The organism is Pseudomonas sp. LBUM1670 (assembly GCF_059695695.1).
The window spans coordinates 778518-797917 of record NZ_CP166783.1 but is presented as its reverse complement, the minus strand read 5'-3'; the positions used below and the strand labels follow the sequence as shown (position 1 = coordinate 797917).

The following is a 19400-nucleotide window of genomic DNA, read 5'->3' as shown; positions in this document are numbered from 1 at the left end:
GAGTGTAGCTGGGCTAGTGTCAGCGCTTCGGCCTGCTGGCGGCTTTCTTTAATTGCAATGTGCCATCATGTGAAGCAGTTCAAAAGATCGCAGCCTGCGGCAGCTCCTACGGGTACGCATTTCAACGTAGGAGCTGCCGCAGGCTACGATCTTTACGATCAATGAAAACCTGCGCGCAAATCCCCTTCCCGCGCCAGAAACCGCCCTTCCCTTTTCCCGTTCGCCTGCCCATCGCTGTAACTCAACACACCGTTGACCCACACCCCGTCGATACCTTCCGCCGCCCGTTGAGGATCATTGAAGTCCGCAACATCGCGAATGGTCACCGGATCGAACAACACCAGGTCCGCCCAATGCCCTTCACGGATTTCGCCCCGGTCCTTCAAACCGAATCGCGCCGCGGACAACCCGGTCATTTTGTGTACCGCCGTGTGCAGCGGAAACAGCCCGACGTCGCGACTGAAATGTCCTAGCACTCGTGGGAATGCGCCCCACAAGCGCGGATGCGGAAACGGGTCTTCGGGCAAGCCGTCAGAGCCGATCATCGACAGCGGGTGCGCGAGGATGCTTCGTACGTCGTTCTCATCCATGCCGTAGTACACCGCGCCGGCCGGTTGTAGCCGGCGGGCGGCATCCAGCAGCGAAACGTTCCATTGGGCGGCGATGTCCATCAGGTCACGTCCACCCAGCTCAGGATGTGGCGTGGACCAGGTAATGGTGATGCGATGGGCGTCGGTGACTTGCTTGAGGTCCAGGGTCGAAGAGCTCGCCGCGTAGGGATAACAATCGCAGCCCACCGGGTGGGTTTTCGCGGCCTCTTCAAGCGAAGCCAACAGTTGCGGACTCCGCCCCCAGTTACCGGCGCCGGCACATTTGAGGTGGGAAATGATCACCGGTGATTTCGCGTGGCGGCCAATCTGGAACGCCTCGTCCATGGCTTCCAGCACCGGCTCGAATTCGCTGCGCAAATGGGTGGTGTACACCGCGCCGTACGCGGTCAGTTCTTCGGTGAGCTGCATCACTTCATCGGTGGAGGCCGAGAAGGCGCTGGCGTACGCCAGGCCTGTGGATAAACCCAAGGCGCCGGCTTCAAGGCTCTCGCGCAATTGCTCGCGCATCGCGCTGATTTCATCCGGTGTGGCCGTGCGAAACAGGTCGTCGAGATGATTGCTGCGCAACGCGGTGTGACCCACCAGTGCGGCAACATTCAACGTGGTGGGCGCCGCTTCGACCGCCGCGCGATAGTCGCTGAATGTCGGATAAACAAAGGCCGCCGAGGTGCCGAGCAGGTTCATCGGGTCCGGCGGATCACCTTTCAGACTCACCGGCGAAGCGCTGATCCCGCAGTTGCCCACAATGACGGTGGTCACGCCCTGACTTAGCTTGGGCAGCATCTGTGGCTGGCGGATCACCACGGTGTCGTCGTGGGTGTGCACGTCGATGAAACCCGGCGCCAGCACTCGGCCAGCGGCGTCTATTTCTTCGGTGGCGGTGGCGTCGTGCAAGTCGCCGATGCGCTCGATACGGCCATCCAGAATCGCCACGTCGGCGCGATAACCGGGGGCGTTGCTGCCGTCGATGATCAGGGCGTTGCGAATCAGCGTGTCGTACATCATGTCAGTCTCCCAGCGGCAAGTGATCGTCGCCGCCCCGGTAATCGTCGAGGGCGAGTTTGATCCGCCGCAGGCGTTCTTGATTGTCTTCAGAATTGGCCAGGCATCAGTCGTGATTCACGCGGGCGCGCTTGAGCAGTTTCTTGCAGCGTTCGGACAAGTGCAGCACGCGCAGATGCTTGCCGGCCTTGGCGTAGCGCTCGCGCAGGGTCTTGAGCGCGGCGATGGCCGAGTAGTCGACGAAGCTCAGGTGACGACAATCAATCGTCACCACAGACGGGTCATTGGCGGGATCGAACTGGTTGAGAAACGGCGTAGTCGAGGCGAAGAACAGCGTGCCATGCAGGAGGTAAAGCTTGCTGCCGTCCGCCTCGAGGTGACTGTCGGCATACAGTTCACGGGCCTGCTGCCAGGCGAAGTTGAGCGCGGCAATGATGATCCCGCACAGCACGGCGGTGGCCAGATCGGTGAACACGGTAATGACCGTCACCGCGACGATCACCAGCACGTCGTTCAGCGGCACCTTGTTCACAACCCGCAGCGAAGCCCAGGCGAAAGTTTGCTGCGACACCACGAACATCACCCCGACCAGTGCAGCCAACGGGATGCGCTCGATCAACGGTGATAAAAACAGGATGAACAGCAGAATCAGTACGCCGGCCACCACGCCGGACAGCCGGCCGCGACCACCGGAACTGAGGTTGATCACGGTCTGGCCGATCATCGCGCAGCCGCCCATGCCGCCAAACATACCGGACACCATGTTGGCCGCGCCCAGCGCCACGCACTCGCGATCCGGGAAGCCACGGCTCTCGGTGATTTCGTCGCTCAGGTTCAGGGTCAGCAGGGTTTCCAACAGGCCAACCAGCGCCATCAATATCGCGTAAGGAGCGATGACGCGCAGGGTGTCCAGCGTCCAGGGAATGTCCGGCCACGCCAACGTCGGCAAGCCACCGGCGATGTGCGCCATGTCGCCCAGCGTGCGAGTCGGCAGGCCGAGCAGATACACCGCCAGTCCTACGCCCAGAATCGCCACCAATGCCGGAGGCACGGCACGGGTCAGTCGCGGCAACAGATAGACAATTGCCATCGTCAGCGCCACCAGCCCCGTCATCAGATACAACGGCGTGCCGCTGAGCCAGGCGTCACCGCTCTTGAAGTGTTCGAGTTGCGCCAACGCAATGATGATCGCCAGGCCGTTGACGAAGCCGAGCATCACCGGATGCGGCACCATCCGCACTAGCTTGCCCAGTTTCAGCAGCCCGAACGCCAGCATGATCAGGCCACCCAGCAACACCGTCGCGAGCAAATACTGCACACCGTGCTGCACCACCAGCGCGACGATGACCACCGCCATCGAACCGGCCGCACCGGAGATCATCCCCGGCCGTCCGCCGAACAGCGCGGTCAGGGTGCAAATGATGAATGCGCCGTAAAGCCCCATCAATGGATTGAGGTGGGCGACCAGCGCGAAGGCGATGCATTCGGGAAGCAGGGCGAATGAGGTGGTGAGTCCGGCCAGGACATCGGCGCGCAGACGTTTTGCTTTCATGGGGGACCGGACACAGCAGGGGAAGAGGGGAGCGGATGTTACGGAATTGAGGGCAACCGGGCCAGTTGTCGGGCGGCTGAAAATGCCTTCGCGAGCAAGCCCGCTCCCACAGTGGATCTTCGTCGTACACAAAATCTGTGCCCTATGAAGATCAAAATGTGGGAGCGGGCTTGCTCGCGAAAGGCGCGACACGGTCTAAAGCGAACTCAAACCATCTCGTCCCGAATCCACTCAACCACTGAAGTCCGCTTCGGCACCCACCCCAACAACTCACGCGCATGTTTGCCACGCACCCGGCTGTTGGAGCCCAAACCATAGTTGGCCATTTCATAACCCCACTCGACTTCGGCGTCTTTCAGCGGCCAGTCTTGTGGCTCCCCCAAATTCAACGCCTGGGCAATCGCCGTGGTCATCTCAATGAACGACGCCTCACCACTTTCAACGAAGTAGAACGTCCCCGGTACGTTTTTGCTCAGCGCCAGCAGGTACAGGGACACCACGTCTTCGATGTGCACGTTGGACCAGATGTTCTGGCCGGTGCCGACATGACGCACCACGCCACTTTTGCGCGCCTGTTTCAGCAAGCGCGGCAATTGCACGCTGTCACGCTTGACGCCCAGGCTGTGGCCGTAGATCAGGGTGTTGCAGATCACGGCCGAGTTCACCCCGTCTTTCGCCGCGGCGAGGATCAGGTTGTCGATGGCTACACGCGCAGCCTTGTCGACCGTCGGCTCAGGCAGACTGTCTTCGTCATAGAGGACGTCACTGGACTTGCCGCCCGACGCATCGCCGACGATGCTCGAACCGCTGGTGTGCAGGAACACTTTGTCGGAACCGCGCAAGGCATTGAGCAAGGCTTCCACCGCACCGCGATGGTCGCTGCTGGCGGCGTTGATCACGGCGTCGGCAGTGCGGGCCTGTTCGGCCAGTAGTGCGCTGTCGTCAAGAGTTCCGATGACCGGGGTGATGCCCAAAGCGCTCAATTCATTGGCTTGTTCGGTGCTGCGCACCAGGCCGGTGACCGTGTGGCCAGCGCGAACCAGGCCGGTAGCGATTGAGCCGCCGATAAAACCGGCGGCACCGGTAACGAATACGTTCATGGAGAAACTCCCTGCGTGAATAAGTGATGCAACGAGTATCAAGCAGTCGTCACTGACGAAAAATCCCCGTTGACCCAATTCACTCTTGCGCAGGGATCACGAATCAGCCCTTGAAATCCGAGTTCGCGTAAACCGCCAACTTGCCCTGGATGAAGTCCAGAAAGCACTGAATCCGCAGGGCCAGTTGCGAGTTGCGGTAGTACACCGCGTTGATCGGCTGGCGATAGCCGCTGTTGAAATCCGCCAGCAGCACCTTCAAGCGCCCGGCGCGAATGTCTTCGATGGTCATGAAATGCGACAGGCTGGCAATGCCCTGACCTTCCAGCGCCAGGTGCCTGATCGTCTCGCCGCTGGACGCGCTGATCGACGCCTGAATCGGCCAGCGATCCCCATGCACATAACGCAACGGCCATTGGTTGAGGCCCTCGTTATGGGTAAAGCCCAGCAGCGCGTGCCCGCTCAGCTCCTCGACCACCGTCGGTGTGCCGTATTGCTCAAGGTAAGCCGGGCTGGCGACGATATGCAGCGGGCTGCAACCCAGCGAACGGGCGTGCAGGGTCGAGTCGGCCAGCGTGCCGATGCGGATGGCGATGTCGGTGCTCTGTTCGAGCAGGTCGATAATCAGGTCGTTGCTGTTGAGTTCCAGCTGAATGTCCGGGTAGAGCCGGCGGAACTCGTCGATGTACGGGACGATGGCGTGCAGCATGAACGGTGAAGCGGCGTTGATCCGCAAGCGCCCGGACGGGGTTTGCTGGCGTGAGGACAGGCGCTCTTCGAGCTCGTCCATCTGATCGAGAATCAGCTTGGCGTGCTCGAAGAAATACTTGCCCTCCTCGGTCAGGTCCATGCGTCGCGTGGTGCGGTTGATCAGCGTGGTATCGAGCTTGGCTTCCAGCCGCGACAACGTGCGACTCACCGCCGAAGGCGTCTGCCCGACCTGCTCGGCCGCCGCCGAAATCGACCCGCACTCAATCACGCAGACGAAAATCTGCAACTCATCGGATCTGGCTTTCACGTGTGTTCCTTATCGAAAGTCCTGCGCAATTTCGCTGTACAGAGGAAACCTCATGTGGTGAGGGGATTTATCCCCGTTGGGCTGCGAAGCGGCCCCAAAAAATGGGACTGCTACGCAGTCCAACGGGGATAAATCCCCTCGCCACAAAAGCTCCTTATCACAGATTCAGGCTTTCGATAGTAGCCGAGCCTCAAGCCTTGAGGCCAAACACCTCGGTCAGGTGCTGTTCATAACGCGCCACATCGGCTTCGATGTTCGGGCGCTTCATCACGTCAACGCACAGGAACGTCGGCAATCCGGTCATGCCGAGAAACTCGTTGGCCTTGTGGAACGGGAAGTACACCGCGTCCACGCCCCTGGCTTCGAAGAAGTCGGTCGGGTCGTCGAAGGCTTGCTGCGGTGCGTTCCAGGTCAGCGACAGCATGTATTGCTTGCCCTGCACCAGACCACCGCTGCCGTACTTTTGCGAGGCGTCGGAACGGGTGCGACCGTCGCTGGCATAGAGGCTGCCGTGGCCTTCGGTGAAGACTTCGTCGATGTACTTCTTCACGGTCCACGGCGCGCCCATCCACCAGCCGGGCATCTGATAAATGATCACGTCGGCCCAGAGAAATTTGGCGACTTCTTCGACGACGTCGTAACCCTCGTCGATGAAGGTGGCTTTCACGTCAAGACCGCCGCGATCCAGCACGCTCAACGCGGCTTCATGCAGGGTGGTGTTGTAGCGGCCATCGGAGTGCGCAAACTTTTTGCCGCCATTGAGCAACAGGACTTTTTTCATGAGAAATCTCGAAAGGTTCAAAAATTGGATGGCGGCAGGTTAGCGACCGGCCTCGCGCGGAATAAGCCCTGAATTCGCAAAATTCATTTGACCCATACGCACGAATCGACAGGCGATTGTTGCCATACACTGGCGCCGATTCTGAACTTGAGGAGACTTTTGATGAGTGAAATGCAAGGCTTCATCCTGCACGCCAAGACCCGCCCGGAAAAATCCGACGCCTTCGAAGCGTTCTTCCGCGGCTATGTGGAAGCGAGCCGCGCCGAACCCGGCTGCATCGAGTACCACATGCTGCGCGACAAACAGGACCCGACGCTGTTTATCTTCTTCGAGATCTGGCAATCCCAGGCGCACCTCGACGTGCACTCGAACCTGCCGCACATGCAGCAGTTTCTCGAGCAGCGCGAGGAATACCTGGAACGGGATTTCGAGATTCGCGCGATCGACATGCTCAGCCCGTCGTCCGCTACCCGCTGATCAGCAAATGGCTGCCGAGTACACCGAGGCCGATGAAGAACACGCGCTTGAACAGCACGGCGCTGATCCGCTGACGCAGCCATTGCCCGAGCAACATGCCGAGCACCGCCGGGATCAGCGCCAGCAATGACGCGCTCAACTCGCCCCCGCCCAGCGCCCCGCGCCACAACAGGCCGGCGGCGAGTGCGAGGGTCGACACGGTGAAGGACAGGCCCAGCGCCTGCACCAGTTCATCCTTGCTCAAACCCAGTGCTTGCAGGTACGGCACCGCCGGAATCACGAAGACGCCGTTGGCCGAGGTGATGACGCCGGTCAACACGCCGCACAGCGGCCCAAGCCAGCGTTCGGTGACACGATTGACGCACAAGGTCGGCAGGAACAACCCGCTCAGCGCGTAGAGCAGCAACGCCGCGCCCAATCCCCGCACCACCCAATGACCGCCGGCCATGCCGATCCACAACGTGCCGGCGCCGGTGCCGATGAAGATCGCCAGCAGCATCGGCCACAGCCGTTTGACCAGCCCCTGCAAATGCCCGCCGAATGCCAGTTGCCAAACGTTGGTCAGGGTCGCGGGAATGATCAGCAACGCCGCAGCCTGCGACGGCGCCATAGCCAGACCGAGCAAGCCCATGGCGATGGTGGGCAGGCCGAGGCCGATGACACCTTTGATCATCCCGGCCAGCAGGAAGGTGGCGATGACCATCAGGGAAAGGGTCAAGCCGAGGTTTTGGTAGAACGTGGCGAGCGTATTCATGGGCTTATCCTGAGCCCGGAATGGCTGGGTGAAAATCTGCCATATACTGAGGTTGCCTCTTGTTTTGGTGGAGGCATAGGAATTTGTTGATCAACTGACGCCTTCGCGAGCAAGCCCGCTCACACAGTGGAATGCATTCCAAATGTGGGAGCGGGCTTGCTCGCGAAGGCGTCCGACCAGACAACGCATACCAGAAGGCCGTTCTAATGCACTTCGACCTGACCGACCTGCGCCTCTACCTGAACATCCTCGACACCGGCAACATCACCGCCGGCGCCGCTCGCAGCCATTTATCCCTGGCGGCAGCGAGCGCGCGAATCCGCGCGATGGAATCATCTCTGGGCATTGATTTTCTCGAACGCGGTCGGCGCGGCGTCACCCCCACGCCTGCCGGAAAAGCCCTGGCGCAACACGCCAGACTCTTGCTGCAACATGCCGAACGCATGCAGCAGGACCTGGCCGAATATGCCAAAGGCGTCAAAGGTCAGGTGCGCTTGTTATGCAACACCACAGCGATCACCGAGCACCTGCCGGAAGTGCTGGCGGACTTCCTGTGCCGTCATCCCAACCTCGACATTGATCTGCAGGAGTTGCCCAGCGCCCGTATCACTCACGCTCTGCGTCAGGGCGCTGCAGACCTCGGTATCGTCTCCGACGCCGTGGACACCCACGCCCTCGAAACCCTGCCCTTTCGCGATGATCCGCTGGTGCTGATCGTACCGCCCGACCATCCCCTGGCGAACGGCGCGACACCGGCCTTCAGCGACACCCTGCATCACGATTACGTCGGCCTGAGCGCCAATAGCGCACTGGCGGTGTACCTCGAAGAACAGGCGCTGCACGCGGGGAGGCGCCTGCAAATCCGCATCCGAGCGGAAGGTTTCGACGGGGTGATGCGCATGGTCGCTCGCGGCGCCGGGCTGGCGATTGTGCCGCTGGCAGCGATCCAGCGCCGGGCCGTCGATCAACCGTTCAAGAGCTTCGCCCTGAAGGAAGACTGGGCACAGCGCAAATTGTTGCTGTGCGCCCGCTCATTCACTGGCCTGCCCGGTTATGCCAGAGCCCTGCTCGACGCGTTGCGCGCTACAAACCGGACCGGGAGCCCTTGAAACCAGTGTTTGGCCCAACAGGCACCTGTATGACGAAGGCCGCGCAGAGTAATATCTGCGCTTTCAAATCAGGCCTGACCACAACAACCAAAAGGGAATCAGATGGCGGATGAAATCTTGCAACAGGCAACGCTCAAGCGGGGGTTGAAAAATCGGCACATTCAACTGATCGCATTGGGCGGAGCCATTGGTACGGGGCTGTTCCTGGGCTCCGCCGGAGTGCTCAAGTCCGCTGGACCGTCGATGATCCTCGGCTACGCGATTGCCGGGCTCATCGCCTTCCTGATCATGCGCCAACTCGGTGAGATGATTGTCGAAGAACCGGTGGCCGGCTCTTTCAGCCACTTCGCGCACAACTACTGGGGCGGTTTTGCCGGTTTCCTGTCCGGCTGGAACTACTGGGTGCTGTATGTGCTGGTGGGCATGGTCGAGCTGACGGCTGTCGGCAAGTACGTGCAGTTCTGGTGGCCGGAGGTGCCGACCTGGGTCAGCGCGGCGGTGTTCTTCGTGCTGGTCAACCTGATCAATACGCTGAACGTCAAAGTCTTCGGCGAGATGGAATTCTGGTTCGCGATCATCAAGGTCGTGGCCATCATCGGCATGATCCTTCTGGGCTGCTACATGCTGTTCAGCGGCACCGGTGGGCCGCAAGCATCGGTGAGTAACCTGTGGAGTCACGGCGGTTTCTTCCCCAACGGCTACAGCGGTCTGCTGATGGCGATGGCGTTCATCCTGTTTTCCTTCGGCGGTCTGGAACTGGTCGGCATCACTGCGGCTGAAGCCAGCGAGCCGAGAAAGGTCATTCCCAAGGCCATCAATCAGGTGGTTTACCGGGTGCTGATTTTCTACGTTGGCGCGCTCACCGTGTTGCTGTCGCTGTATCCCTGGGATCAACTGCTGCAGACCCTGGGTGCCTCGGGCGATACCTACAGCGGCAGTCCGTTCGTGCAGATTTTCGCCTTGATCGGCAGCGACACCGCCGCGCAGATCCTTAACTTCGTGGTGCTCACCGCCGCGCTCTCGGTCTACAACAGCGGCGTCTACTGCAACAGCCGCATGCTCTTCGGCCTGGCCGAACAAGGCGATGCACCCAAGGTGTTGATGAAGCTGAACAAACAAGGCGTCCCGTTACTGGCGCTGGGCGTCTCGGCGTTGGTCACGATGCTGGCGGTGCTGGTCAACTACGTCGCTCCGCAAGAAGCCCTTGAGTTGCTGTTCGCCCTGGTGGTCGCTTCGCTGATGATCAACTGGGCGCTGATCAGCCTGACACATCTGAAGTTTCGCAAGGCCATGGTTCAGCGCGGCATCGTGCCCGGTTTCAAGGCATTCTGGTCGCCGTACACCAATTACCTGTGCCTGGCGTTCATGGCCGTGATCATCTGCGTCATCTGGATGATTCCGCCGGTGCGTGCCTCGGTGTATGCCATGCCGGTGTGGGTGTTGGTGATCTACGGTTGCTACCGGTTGCGCATGGCCAGGCATCGAAACCTGCCAGTGGCTGAGTAACCACTCAATAAAAAAAACGCCCCGGCATTCCATGAATGCCGGGGCGTTTTTTATGGGGTGCGCAAAATTATCGAGCGTTTCTGGACACCCCGATGTCGAGCACAGACAACTGATGCCGTACCAAGCCCTATAGGGTGCGACTTCAGTTCTCCCTCACCCCCGGAGTCATCATGTCCGCACCGATTACCGTTCTTCGCGACACTCACCCACTGCCGGTCCTCGACGCCTGCAAATGGGAAAAACTCGAAGGCGATCCGCACACCGTCAACCTCAACGCCTACACCAGCGAAGACGGCAGCAAGATCATGGGCACCTGGATCTGCACACCGGGCAAATGGTATGTGGAATACGTGAAGTGGGAATACTGCGATTTCCGCGAGGGCTACTGCATCATCACCCCGGAAGGAAAGGAGCCGATCCATCTGCGTGCCGGTGATATTTTCGTCATCGAGCCGGGGATGAAAGGCACGTGGGAAGTAGTTGAAACCGTGCGCAAATATTTCGTGCTTGCCTGATGCAAAAAAACCGGGAAATCACCCGACGTGATTTCCCGGTAAATGTCGAAAGGTACGTGCGATACCTGTGGGAGCGGGCTTGCTCGCGAAGAGGGAGTGTCAGTCAGCATTGATGTTGACTGACACTCCCTCTTCGCGAGCAAGCCCGCTCCCACAGGTTGAAACAGGTTGTTATTGCGGTTTTCGATAGCTGTTGATGATCGCAGAGAAGTCCTTGCCACCTTCCCCACGCTGACTCATCGCCTGATACAACTGCTGGGCTACCGCGCCGAGCACCACCGGTTGGTGCGCCTGACGTGCCGCCTCCGTGGCCAGCCCCAGATCCTTGAGCATCAGTTCGGCACCGAAACCGCCGGTATAACCGCGCGAGGCCGGCGCCGTTTCGACGATGCCCGGCCACGGGTTGTACATCTCCGAGCTCCAGCAACGACCGGTGGAACTGTTGATGATGCCGGCCAGCACGGTGGTGTCGATCCCCAGAGCATCACCGAGCGCCATGGCTTCGCTGACGCCGACCATGGAGATCGCCAACAGCAGGTTGTTGCAGATCTTGGCGATTTGCCCGGTGCCGACTTCACCACAATGGACGATGTTGCGGCCCATCTGCGCCAGCACCGGTTGCAGGGTGGCGAACAATTCCGGCGTGGCGCCGACCATGAAGGTCAGCGTCCCGGCCGCTGCGCCACCAGTGCCACCCGACACCGGCGCATCCGCCATGGCCACGCCTTGCCTGGCTGCCGCAACTGCCACATCGCGCGCGGTTTGCGGATCGATGGTGCTGCAATCCACGGCCGGCACGCCTTTGGCGATCCCCGCCAGCACGCCGTCTTCACCCAGCCACACGCTGCGCACGTGCACCGCGGCGGGCAGCATGGTGATCACCAGTTCTGCGCCTTGAGCCGCTTCACGGGCCGTCGCGCTGATGCTGCCGCCCAGTTGCTCCAGCTCGGCCAGAACGGTTTTGTTCAGGTCGACCAGCCGCAGCGAATGGCCGGCCTTGATCAGGTTGCGCGCCATCGGCGCGCCCATGTTGCCGAGACCGATAAAAGCGATTTTCATGTCCGGCTCCTTAACGCAAGTGGATGGTGGTGTTCACACCGTCGTTGACGCTGTCATCGTCAAACCAGCGACTGGTGACGGTCTTGGTCTGAGTGTAGAACTGCACCACTTGCTTGCCATACGGGCCGAGGTCGCCGAGTTTGGAACCGCGCGAACCGGTGAAGCTGAAGAACGGGACCGGCACCGGAATCGGGATGTTGATACCGACCTGGCCGACATCGATTTCCGTCTGGAATTTACGCGCCGCCGCACCGCTCTGGGTGAACAAGCCCGTGCCGTTGCCGAACGGGTTGGCGTTGACCAGTGCGATGGCCTCGTCGAGCGTATTCACTTCCAGCACCACCAGCACCGGGCCGAAGATTTCCTGGGTGTAGATCTGCATCTCGGGGGTCACGCCGGAGAACAGGGTCGGGCCGACAAAGTTGCCCTTCTCGTAGCCAGGAACGGTGATGTCGCGACCATCCAGTTCAAGCTTGGCGCCTTCCTTGATGCCGCTTTCGATCAGGTCGAGAATTCGCGCCTTGGCACGTTTCGAAATCACTGGACCCACATCAGTGCCCGGCTCGCTGCCGGCATTGACCTTGAGTTTCTGCGCCAGCGCTTTCAGGTCAGGCAGCCATTGCTTGGCCGCGCCCACCAACACCACCACGGACGTCGCCATGCAACGCTGACCAGCTGCACCGAAACCGGCGCCGACCAGCGCATTCAGCGCCTGTTCGCGATTGGCATCCGGCAGCACCACGGCGTGGTTTTTCGCGCCCATCATCGATTGCACGCGCTTGCCGTGTTTGCCGGCCAGGTCGTAGACGTGAGTGCCGACGGCGGTCGAACCGACGAAGGAAACAGCCTTGATGTCTTTATGAGTGCAGAGCGCGTCCACCACGTCCTTGCCGCCATGAACCACGTTGAGCACGCCCGCCGGAACGCCGGCCTCGATCGCCAGTTCCACCAGCAGCATGGTCGACATCGGGTCCTGTTCGGACGGCTTGAGCACGAAGGTGTTGCCGCAGGCGATGGCCATCGGGAACATCCACAGCGGAATCATCGCCGGGAAGTTGAACGGGGTGATACCGGCGCAGACGCCGATCGGCTGACGCAGGGTGTAGGTATCGACGCCGCCCGCGACGTTCTCGGCGAATTCGCCCATTTGCAGGCTGCCGATGGAGCACGCGTGTTCGACCACTTCCAGGCCACGGAAAATATCGCCTTCAGCGTCGGCAATGGTTTTGCCCTGCTCGTTGCTGAGCACCACGGCGATGCGTTTGGAGTGTTCGCGGATCAACGCCTGGAGCTTGAGCATGATGCGCATGCGCGCGCCGATCGGGGTCAGCTTCCAGGTCTGGAAGGCGCGATGGGCGGCGCTGATCGCGGCGTCGACTTCCTGCGCCGTGGCGAACGGAACCTTGGCCAGCACTTGCTGGGTCGCCGGGTTGACGATGTCGTGCCATTCGGTGGACTGGGACTCGACCCACTCGCCGTCGATCAACAGCTTGACCTTTTGCACAGTGGTTTCGTTTGGCGTGAGCGATGCGTTCATGTTGGTCTCCGGGACATTGTTCTTATTTAGAGAGCTATCTGGGGAGCCAAGGCGAGAAAGTCGCCTTGAGATGAGGCGTGTGTCGCGAATTGGTTGTCGGACTGTTTTTGGAGTATAGATGTGCAAACTTCTAATAAGAACGCACATAAAAGCCGGTCCATCATGCAAAAAAACATCACATCCTTAGGTTCGCTGAACTGGGATGACCTCAAGTTTTTCCTCGAAGTCGCCCGCACCCGCAAGGCCAGCACCGCCGCCAAGCGCCTGGCAGTGGATTACACCACCGTGTCGCGACGCATCAGTTCGCTGGAAGCGGCACTGGGCACATTGCTGTTCGAGAAATCCCGGACCAGCGGTTTCGTCCTGACCGCCGAAGGTCAGCGATTGCTCGGTTACGCCGAATCGATCGAAAGCACGCTGCACATGGCCTGCGAGCAGGTTTCAGGTTCCGGCGTGGCGCTGTCCGGGCACGTACGCATGGGCTGCACGGAAGGATTCGGCAGCTTTTTCATCACCCCGCAACTGAGCCATTTCGTCGATGCCTACCCGGCGATCTCGGTGGACATCCTGCCACTGCCGCACTTCATCAGCCTGTCCAAGCGCGAGGCGGACATCGTCATTGCGCTCGAGCGTCCGGAGCATGGCCCGTACGTCTGCTGCAAACTCTGCGACTACAAATTGCAGCTATACGCGACCCAGGACTATCTGGACAAACACCCACCGATCCGCCGCCCGGCAGACCTGGGCAAGCATTCATTCATCAGTTATGTCGACGACCTGGCATTCAGTTCGGAGCTGTTGTACCTGGCAAACGTGCTGCCCGGCGCCAGTGCCAATCTACGCAGCACCAGCGTGATCGCGCAATTCGTGGCAGCGCAGCAAGGCCGGTCGCTGGCGATTCTGCCGTGCTTCCTCGCCGCGCAGGATCCGCGTTTGCTGCCGGTGTTGCCGGAAGAGATCAACATTACGCGGCAGTTCTGGATGTACTGCCGGGAGGACCTGAGGAAGCTCAAGCGGATCACCCTGTTGTGGGATTACATCCGTGCGGTCACTGAGCAGAATCAGGGTCTGTTGATGGGTGAACGTCGGGACATGCTGTTTGCCGACTGACTGTTCTTCAAGGAATCAGATAGCGGAACTCTAACGAGGTCAGCAGGCCTTTACCAATAGTTTGTACCAGTGCTTGATACCCCACTTGTAACACCTACTTTCAGACCGACACCGCCACTGAATGGGCAAATGTTAGCCCCCAACAAATGAACATTCAGCATGGCATTTGAGAACTGTCCTACAGACCGTCCTACAGACATGCCAAACCAGCATGGGATAGCGTCCTGTCGCACTTAAATGGCCAAACAGGGATCGAGTCAGTTTTTACAGGGGGTGTTATGCCGGTTGAAAACCTTTTCCCAAGTTATCTGGGGGTAAATGGGCAAGATAGCAATAGGTTGCATGCCGAGGCGACAGAGGCAGCACAGGCGGCTTGGGACCGAACAGTGGCGGCGAACGAACGGAACGAGCGGGAAGCTGACGCACGTAGGGGCGCTATCAAGAAGCGGGAAGAAGTCAGCCTACCCGGATGCGTCTTTGCCAAGAGCAGTAACCTCCCTGACGGCATAATCAATCACAGCAGCCCATCCGGTTTTGTGCCTGTCGAGAAACTGGCGGATTACGGACTGTGGGCAGTGCTTGGAACAGGGGCAGCGATTACCAAAGGCACCCCACTGCAACTGGTGGGCGGGTCTGCTACTGGCAGTGCGATTGCTCAACGTCTTGGCGGATCGTTGTCACTGGGTCTGCTGGAAGGATCAAGCGTTGTTGGTGCTGGCTTTCTGATGGGCACGGTAGGAATGCTCATACCGAATACAAGTATTTCGCCTGACAGCGCCTTCTACAAGAACGACCAATACGCAACGCTTAAGACTGGACGCACCCGTGTACGCGTCAACGTGAAGACTTTACCAGATGGCTCCGTTAACGCTTACGGCTTCTACACGGGCGGCAAATCGGAATGGGAAAACGTCCCGGTTATAAGAGGCGAGATAGACGGTGAGAAATACGTTGCTGACGTTGGTAACGGAATTGGCCTCACTTGGACGCCAGCGGCAAGCCCTGATGGTGTATTGGGTATTCCTGCACTGGAAAGTGCCCCGAAACTATCGTCTGTGTGGGTGTATCCGCCGACAGCACAATCAGAAACATTGCTGGCGAATCCCGCGCATCCTCCAGAGTTCCAAGATGCAATTATCTGGTTTCCTGACTCGGGTATTCAGCCGATCTACATTGTGCTCAGTACGCAGTTGGAGAACAACAAGAAGCAGGGCAAGGCATTCGAAGACAAGTCTTACGGCGAATACAGCGAGACCAGACCCGAAGCCGTCCGCGAGGTCACGGTTAAGACTGACAGTGGTGTTCGGACGCGCGTTGATATGATAGGGCGTGACGCTGGCGGGAATATTTCATGTGTTGAATGCAAGTCTTCTGAAACCGCACCACTGACCAAAAATCAGAAAGCAGCCTTCCCCGAAATTGAGCAAACTGGTGCAACGGTCGTGGGTAAAGGTAAACCCGGGTTCCCCGGAGGCACCAAGATTCCCGCCACCAGAGTCGAAATCCTTCGACCTGATCCAACGCTCTGAGGAGCTGACATGTCCATCGTAGAAACGAAAGTCGTCGATATTATCGCAGTACCAGAGTGGGAATCTAAAAACGTAATTCTGGTTATCACTGACCATCTCAAATGGGGCGACAAGGCCCAGCAGGGTGAACATCTGCTATTGCTGCAAGAGAAAATCAATACCTACATTGCCTTCATCGAAAGCGGCGAGATACTGGAGAGCTACCCGCCATCCAAAGGCAAGCTGCCCATCATCCGCATTAACGGTCTGTACGAACTGCCAGAACAAGCGGAGTTATTCGTTGACCGCGTTGCACAGACACTAAAGGAAGTGGGTATTGGAATTGAGTTCGTGCTTAAAGCTGACCAGGACATTCGGAACATGTGACGGATAAATAACCCAAAAACCCATACCCGCGCCGCGAGAGATGAGCAACTTTGATGGTGTCAGAAGGCGGTGGCGTGTACGACGTGGATAACCTGCGAATAAACACACCTAAAAACCACATCGATCTTCACCGAAACGAGTAGCCCAAACATGACAGACACACTGCTGAAAAACAGCTTCTCAGAGTACACCGAGACTGAGTTTATCGAACTACTGGAAGAACTCGCCCAGGAAGACGAAGAAGCCGAAAACGATGTTCGTGCAGACTTGCTTTTGTTGCACTTCGAGAAGGTAAGCGAGCACCCATTAGGGTCAGACCTGATCTACTACCCAGAGCCGGGAGCAGATAACTCCCCTGAGGGCGTAACGCAGACTGTAAAGGAATGGCGTGCTGCTCAAGGCTTGCCGGGGTTCAAACATCAACGAATGGACTAAGAGAAAACATATGGACCTTCGCCCTGTTTTAATGCCGCCCGTAATAGACGAATCTATAGTCACTCGGCTGACGAAATTTGCTGAAGAAATTGATTGCGGACATCCCGAACAAACTCGGGAGCAGTTGGCCGCGTTCAATCAAGAAGCCATGACTGAGCTTGAGTTCATTGACTTTCAGGGCATTTATGGAGGCCAAGACCATGACACGTGGGTTCGCAAGATCTTAGCAACACCGTATGAAAGGCGCGTGGAAGATATAACGAAACGTGAGCTAATAGAGTTGGCCCGAAGGGTAATGGAGTGTGATGGGGCTGAGCATGACATCGATTTTTGGTTGAATATGCTGGCAATCAACATACCCAATGAACGCGTATCCGATTTGATTTTTTGGCCAGACGAATACTTCAACGATGTGAATTATTCGCAGAGACTATCGCCAGAGCAGGTGATAGAAATTGCGTTGAATGATAGAGATGTTTTGCTGTAGCAATGGCCCGCCCACACCGAAGGGCTGTCATCCCCCACGGTGACTGCGCAAAATCAGGGGTTGTAGATGGGTGGCGGCGGGACATGGTGTTCGCCGATTAACCGGCGCTGACCACAATCGACACCCGGAGGTTCTCGGTTCGGCCGGCTGCGGTGTCGTTGGAGGTAACGGGCTGACTGCTGCCGAGGCCGCGTAGCTGGATGTTTTGTTCTTGCATGCCAACCGCGCTCAGCACATTGCCGACGCTTTTCGCACGGCGCAGGGACAGCTGTCCGTTATACGGTTCTTTGCCCGACGCGTCGGTGTGACCATCAACCCGCACCCGCTCGATCCCGACGCCCAGCAACGCCTTGCCAATGCGCTCGACGATCTCGGTGCTCTGTGGATTCAGACTTTCAACGTCACTGCCAAACAACACTTTGCCGGACAGGCCAAATGCCCAGCCCTCGTCGGTCAACTCGAAACCTTGTTGTTTGAGCACGGCGACCTGCGCCGGGGTCAGGCCTTTTTGCGGCGCCGTCTGGCAACCGGTTAATGCCAGCACCGCCATGAACAGGGTGATCGTGAAAAATCGCAGGGGGAGTGAGAACACGGACATTAGCTCCTGGTTTGAACATCGGCGACAGGGTGCTCCGACCCTGACGTGTGCTGTGCCCCTCTGGCGAAGCGCTTGGCTTGGTACATCGCCGCATCGGCCGCGTTGAGCAGCGTCCCCGGTGTCACCCCATGATCGGGGTACACGGCAATGCCGATACTGAGAGAAGTCAACACCTGGCAAGTCCCCGGCAACGGGATCGGCATTTCCATGCTCGCCAGGATTTTTTCGGCGATCCGCTCGGCGTCTTCGGTCTTGTGCAACGGTGTCAGCAGGATGGCAAATTCGTCGCCCCCCAGACGCGCCACCAGATCTTCATCGCGCAACTGCGCGCGAACCCGATTGGCCACTGCCACCAGCACCGCATCGCCGGCGGCGTGACCGAAGTTATCGTTGATGTCCTTGAACCGGTCACTGTCGAGAAACAGCACTGCCACGCGTTCGTTGAGCTTGTTGGCGTTGCGCAGTGAACGGATCAACCGGCCTTCGAAAAACGCTCGGTTCGGCAAGCCGGTGAGGCTGTCATGGCTGGCCTTGTGAGCCAGGATTTCGTTTTCGTTTCGCAGGTGGGTCTGCCAGGTTTCGAGTTCATCGAGCAGGGCATTGAAGTCGTTGCCCAGATTGTCGAGCTCGGCAATCGCCGCCGGTGGCACTCGCCGATCGAACGTCCGCTCGCTGCGTGCGGCGTGAGCCACGGAGGCCAGTCTGCGCAGGGGGCCGGTGATCCCGCGAAGTTGTCGGCGCGCGAGATATATGGCCACCCAGGCACTGACAGCGGTGCACAGAACGATACCCACCAGGCCACTGAGCAAAAACCGCATCAGGCTGCCACCGTGACCAATGAGCTGGATGCTGCCGATTTCCTGGCCCTCATGGACAATCGGCATGCTGATCGGTTTTTCCAGAATCGCCTTGGCCATCTGCATTTCGAGGTCCGAGAACAATCCGGTTTCCAGCCGCTGCCAACGCGCCAACAACTTGCCTTGCTCGTCCAGCACCTGGGCATCGGCCACTTCTTCGGTGGACGCAATCAATGCCAGCGCTTCGGTGGCGGCCGCCTTGTCGTTGAACACCACCGCTGCTTCCACGGTGTAGTTGATGGAGCGTGCAATCAGGTGCAGGTTGTGGTCGGCATAGACCCGCAAAGCCAGCACGCCGAGCAGCGTCAGCGAGACACTGGCCATGGCCACGCCCACCAACGCGACGATCAAATGACCGCGTCCGATGACCAAACGCAAGGTCGGACGGCTATCCGGTTTGAATACCTTCATGGTGCCGCCGGCTTGCGGCGGGACAGTTGCAGTACGCTGGGGTGAATTTTCACGCCGCTGCGGGCAACGGAATCGAGGTTGACCTCAAAGGACACCTGCTCATCGCTGACCCGCAGGCAGAACAGGCTGCCGACGGTGCATTGGTCGTCGCTTTCGCTGATGCTCAGCACCGGACGCCCCGCCAGCGAAGCAAATAGTCGGCTGCGTTCTTCGCTGGTCAGTTTGCCGATGTACACCGCGTCGCACTCACCGACAATGGATGGGTTGTCGGCCAGCAACCGGCGCACGGTAACAGGACGGCCGGTGGCCTGGGTTGTGCCTTTGACCAGATCGTCGGTGTATTCGGTGGGGCCCACTATGCACAGTCGCAGTTCTGCCGGTTCAACAGGCCAGCGGGCATAACTGAGTATGCCGAGTACAACCTGCGTGACGGTTTTGGCGCGTTGATCGGCCATGCCGGGTGGCGTTTGCGCTTGCGCGAAAACGAGGCCACTGAGCAAACAGAGAATGCCTGCCAGCATGATCCGCTTGCAGACAACAATGCGCTCTGTCGTCCGGACAGCCACCTTCATGCAGGGATTCTCGTCGA

Annotated in this window: 21 protein-coding genes and 1 pseudogene; 10 read left to right on the top strand and 12 right to left on the bottom strand. The window is 59.2% G+C overall.

The window, feature by feature from the left end; genetic code table 11:
• Positions 1-158: 158 nt before the first annotated feature.
• From ACA073_RS03605 to mdaB, 6 genes and pseudogenes are all read right to left on the bottom strand, one after another.
• Positions 159-1616 (bottom strand): N-acyl-D-amino-acid deacylase family protein, encoded by a 1458-nt coding sequence (locus ACA073_RS03605; RefSeq protein ID WP_497401699.1) that lies wholly within the window; start codon positions 1614-1616, stop codon positions 159-161.
• Position 1617: 1 nt separating this feature from the next.
• Positions 1618-1716, bottom strand: a pseudogene (locus ACA073_RS03600) (MurR/RpiR family transcriptional regulator); the annotation flags it as partial.
• A gap of 3 nt (positions 1717-1719) precedes the next feature.
• On the bottom strand, positions 1720-3165 hold the full coding sequence (locus ACA073_RS03595) for a SulP family inorganic anion transporter (RefSeq protein WP_497401698.1): 1446 nt from the start codon (positions 3163-3165) through the stop codon (positions 1720-1722).
• A gap of 206 nt (positions 3166-3371) precedes the next feature.
• Positions 3372-4265: an NAD-dependent epimerase/dehydratase family protein gene (locus ACA073_RS03590; RefSeq protein ID WP_497401696.1), complete on the bottom strand. Its 894-nt coding sequence runs from the start codon at positions 4263-4265 to the stop codon at positions 3372-3374.
• 103 nt (positions 4266-4368) lie between these two features.
• On the bottom strand, positions 4369-5280 hold the full coding sequence (locus tag ACA073_RS03585; RefSeq protein ID WP_497401694.1) for a LysR family transcriptional regulator: 912 nt from the start codon (positions 5278-5280) through the stop codon (positions 4369-4371).
• Between the two features lie 190 nt (positions 5281-5470).
• The gene (mdaB, locus tag ACA073_RS03580; RefSeq protein ID WP_497401692.1) at positions 5471-6061 is read right to left on the bottom strand and encodes an NADPH:quinone oxidoreductase MdaB; all 591 of its coding nucleotides are present in this window, start codon (positions 6059-6061) and stop codon (positions 5471-5473) included.
• 162 nt (positions 6062-6223) lie between these two features.
• Between mdaB and ACA073_RS03575 the strand changes: the two genes are divergently transcribed.
• Positions 6224-6538, top strand: a complete 315-nt coding sequence (locus ACA073_RS03575) for a putative quinol monooxygenase (RefSeq protein ID WP_497401690.1) — start codon at positions 6224-6226, stop codon at positions 6536-6538.
• Here the strand turns inward: ACA073_RS03575 and ACA073_RS03570 are convergent.
• Complete coding sequence (locus tag ACA073_RS03570) at positions 6528-7292, bottom strand: sulfite exporter TauE/SafE family protein (protein WP_497401689.1); 765 nt, start codon at positions 7290-7292, stop codon at positions 6528-6530. The two genes, ACA073_RS03575 and ACA073_RS03570, sit on opposite strands and share 11 nt — an antisense overlap.
• A 206-nt stretch (positions 7293-7498) precedes the next feature.
• On the opposite strand from ACA073_RS03570, the gene ACA073_RS03565 reads away from it, so the two are divergent.
• The 3 genes from ACA073_RS03565 to ACA073_RS03555 all read left to right on the top strand — a co-directional run bounded on the left by ACA073_RS03565 (position 7499) and on the right by ACA073_RS03555 (position 10422).
• Positions 7499-8401: a LysR substrate-binding domain-containing protein gene (locus ACA073_RS03565; protein WP_497401688.1), complete on the top strand. Its 903-nt coding sequence runs from the start codon at positions 7499-7501 to the stop codon at positions 8399-8401.
• Between the two features lie 102 nt (positions 8402-8503).
• The gene (locus tag ACA073_RS03560) at positions 8504-9907 is read left to right on the top strand and encodes an amino acid permease (RefSeq protein WP_497401687.1); all 1404 of its coding nucleotides are present in this window, start codon (positions 8504-8506) and stop codon (positions 9905-9907) included.
• A 170-nt stretch (positions 9908-10077) separates the two neighbouring features.
• Entirely contained in the window at positions 10078-10422 is a 345-nt protein-coding gene (locus ACA073_RS03555) for a cupin domain-containing protein (RefSeq protein ID WP_497401686.1), read from the top strand.
• Positions 10423-10593: 171 nt separating this feature from the next.
• Here ACA073_RS03555 and mmsB read toward each other — a convergent pair whose 3' ends face one another.
• Both mmsB and ACA073_RS03545 read right to left on the bottom strand, forming a co-directional pair.
• On the bottom strand, positions 10594-11481 hold the full coding sequence (gene mmsB / locus ACA073_RS03550; protein ID WP_497401685.1) for a 3-hydroxyisobutyrate dehydrogenase: 888 nt from the start codon (positions 11479-11481) through the stop codon (positions 10594-10596).
• 10 nt (positions 11482-11491) lie between these two features.
• The gene (locus ACA073_RS03545; protein WP_497401684.1) at positions 11492-13018 is read right to left on the bottom strand and encodes a CoA-acylating methylmalonate-semialdehyde dehydrogenase; all 1527 of its coding nucleotides are present in this window, start codon (positions 13016-13018) and stop codon (positions 11492-11494) included.
• Between the two features lie 162 nt (positions 13019-13180).
• Here ACA073_RS03545 and ACA073_RS03540 point away from each other — a divergent pair, with 162 nt between their 5' ends.
• From ACA073_RS03540 to ACA073_RS03515, 6 genes are all read left to right on the top strand, one after another.
• A complete protein-coding gene (locus ACA073_RS03540) occupies positions 13181-14128 on the top strand; it encodes a LysR family transcriptional regulator (protein ID WP_461981602.1) in 948 nt (315 codons plus the stop codon).
• 278 nt (positions 14129-14406) lie between these two features.
• Positions 14407-15657 carry an S-type pyocin domain-containing protein gene (locus ACA073_RS03535; RefSeq protein WP_497401683.1) on the top strand — a complete coding sequence of 417 codons (1251 nt, stop codon included), beginning with the start codon at positions 14407-14409 and terminating at the stop codon, positions 15655-15657.
• A 9-nt stretch (positions 15658-15666) separates the two neighbouring features.
• The gene (locus tag ACA073_RS03530; protein WP_497401682.1) at positions 15667-16023 is read left to right on the top strand and encodes a DUF6572 domain-containing protein; all 357 of its coding nucleotides are present in this window, start codon (positions 15667-15669) and stop codon (positions 16021-16023) included.
• A 53-nt stretch (positions 16024-16076) separates the two neighbouring features.
• Positions 16077-16166 carry a pyocin-S2/colicin E7-DNase domain-containing protein gene (locus tag ACA073_RS03525; protein ID WP_497403974.1) on the top strand — a complete coding sequence of 30 codons (90 nt, stop codon included), beginning with the start codon at positions 16077-16079 and terminating at the stop codon, positions 16164-16166.
• A gap of 7 nt (positions 16167-16173) precedes the next feature.
• Entirely contained in the window at positions 16174-16458 is a 285-nt protein-coding gene (locus ACA073_RS03520) for a bacteriocin immunity protein (RefSeq protein WP_497401681.1), read from the top strand.
• 10 nt (positions 16459-16468) lie between these two features.
• A complete protein-coding gene (locus ACA073_RS03515) occupies positions 16469-16945 on the top strand; it encodes a bacteriocin immunity protein (RefSeq protein ID WP_497401679.1) in 477 nt (158 codons plus the stop codon).
• A 97-nt stretch (positions 16946-17042) separates the two neighbouring features.
• On the opposite strand, the gene yfiB is transcribed toward ACA073_RS03515, so the two are convergent.
• Genes yfiB through yfiR form a run of 3 tightly spaced genes read right to left on the bottom strand, consistent with a single transcriptional unit; the run spans position 17043 to position 19383 of the window.
• Positions 17043-17543 carry an outer membrane lipoprotein YfiB gene (yfiB, locus tag ACA073_RS03510; RefSeq protein ID WP_497401677.1) on the bottom strand — a complete coding sequence of 167 codons (501 nt, stop codon included), beginning with the start codon at positions 17541-17543 and terminating at the stop codon, positions 17043-17045.
• Positions 17543-18811 carry a diguanylate cyclase DgcN/YfiN gene (gene dgcN / locus ACA073_RS03505; RefSeq protein ID WP_497401675.1) on the bottom strand — a complete coding sequence of 423 codons (1269 nt, stop codon included), beginning with the start codon at positions 18809-18811 and terminating at the stop codon, positions 17543-17545. The genes yfiB and dgcN overlap by 1 nt, the downstream gene beginning before the upstream one ends.
• Positions 18808-19383, bottom strand: coding sequence for a regulatory sequestration protein YfiR (gene yfiR / locus ACA073_RS03500; protein ID WP_497401673.1), 576 nt, complete (start codon positions 19381-19383; stop codon positions 18808-18810). The genes dgcN and yfiR overlap by 4 nt, the downstream gene beginning before the upstream one ends.
• Positions 19384-19400: the final 17 nt, after the last annotated feature.

Coding starts and splice junctions, on each gene's coding strand:
- ACA073_RS03605 (WP_497401699.1), bottom strand. CDS start 1,616: ATGATGTACGACACGCTGATTCGCAACGCCCTGATCATCGACGGCAGC.
- ACA073_RS03595 (WP_497401698.1), bottom strand. CDS start 3,165: ATGAAAGCAAAACGTCTGCGCGCCGATGTCCTGGCCGGACTCACCACC.
- ACA073_RS03590 (WP_497401696.1), bottom strand. CDS start 4,265: ATGAACGTATTCGTTACCGGTGCCGCCGGTTTTATCGGCGGCTCAATC.
- mdaB (WP_497401692.1), bottom strand. CDS start 6,061: ATGAAAAAAGTCCTGTTGCTCAATGGCGGCAAAAAGTTTGCGCACTCC.
- ACA073_RS03575 (WP_497401690.1), top strand. CDS start 6,224: ATGAGTGAAATGCAAGGCTTCATCCTGCACGCCAAGACCCGCCCGGAA.
- ACA073_RS03570 (WP_497401689.1), bottom strand. CDS start 7,292: ATGAATACGCTCGCCACGTTCTACCAAAACCTCGGCTTGACCCTTTCC.
- ACA073_RS03565 (WP_497401688.1), top strand. CDS start 7,499: ATGCACTTCGACCTGACCGACCTGCGCCTCTACCTGAACATCCTCGAC.
- ACA073_RS03560 (WP_497401687.1), top strand. CDS start 8,504: ATGGCGGATGAAATCTTGCAACAGGCAACGCTCAAGCGGGGGTTGAAA.
- ACA073_RS03555 (WP_497401686.1), top strand. CDS start 10,078: ATGTCCGCACCGATTACCGTTCTTCGCGACACTCACCCACTGCCGGTC.
- mmsB (WP_497401685.1), bottom strand. CDS start 11,481: ATGAAAATCGCTTTTATCGGTCTCGGCAACATGGGCGCGCCGATGGCG.
- ACA073_RS03545 (WP_497401684.1), bottom strand. CDS start 13,018: ATGAACGCATCGCTCACGCCAAACGAAACCACTGTGCAAAAGGTCAAG.
- ACA073_RS03540 (WP_461981602.1), top strand. CDS start 13,181: ATGCAAAAAAACATCACATCCTTAGGTTCGCTGAACTGGGATGACCTC.
- ACA073_RS03535 (WP_497401683.1), top strand. CDS start 14,407: ATGCCGGTTGAAAACCTTTTCCCAAGTTATCTGGGGGTAAATGGGCAA.
- ACA073_RS03530 (WP_497401682.1), top strand. CDS start 15,667: ATGTCCATCGTAGAAACGAAAGTCGTCGATATTATCGCAGTACCAGAG.
- ACA073_RS03525 (WP_497403974.1), top strand. CDS start 16,077: ATGGTGTCAGAAGGCGGTGGCGTGTACGACGTGGATAACCTGCGAATA.
- ACA073_RS03520 (WP_497401681.1), top strand. CDS start 16,174: ATGACAGACACACTGCTGAAAAACAGCTTCTCAGAGTACACCGAGACT.
- ACA073_RS03515 (WP_497401679.1), top strand. CDS start 16,469: ATGGACCTTCGCCCTGTTTTAATGCCGCCCGTAATAGACGAATCTATA.
- yfiB (WP_497401677.1), bottom strand. CDS start 17,543: ATGTCCGTGTTCTCACTCCCCCTGCGATTTTTCACGATCACCCTGTTC.
- dgcN (WP_497401675.1), bottom strand. CDS start 18,811: ATGAAGGTATTCAAACCGGATAGCCGTCCGACCTTGCGTTTGGTCATC.
- yfiR (WP_497401673.1), bottom strand. CDS start 19,383: ATGAAGGTGGCTGTCCGGACGACAGAGCGCATTGTTGTCTGCAAGCGG.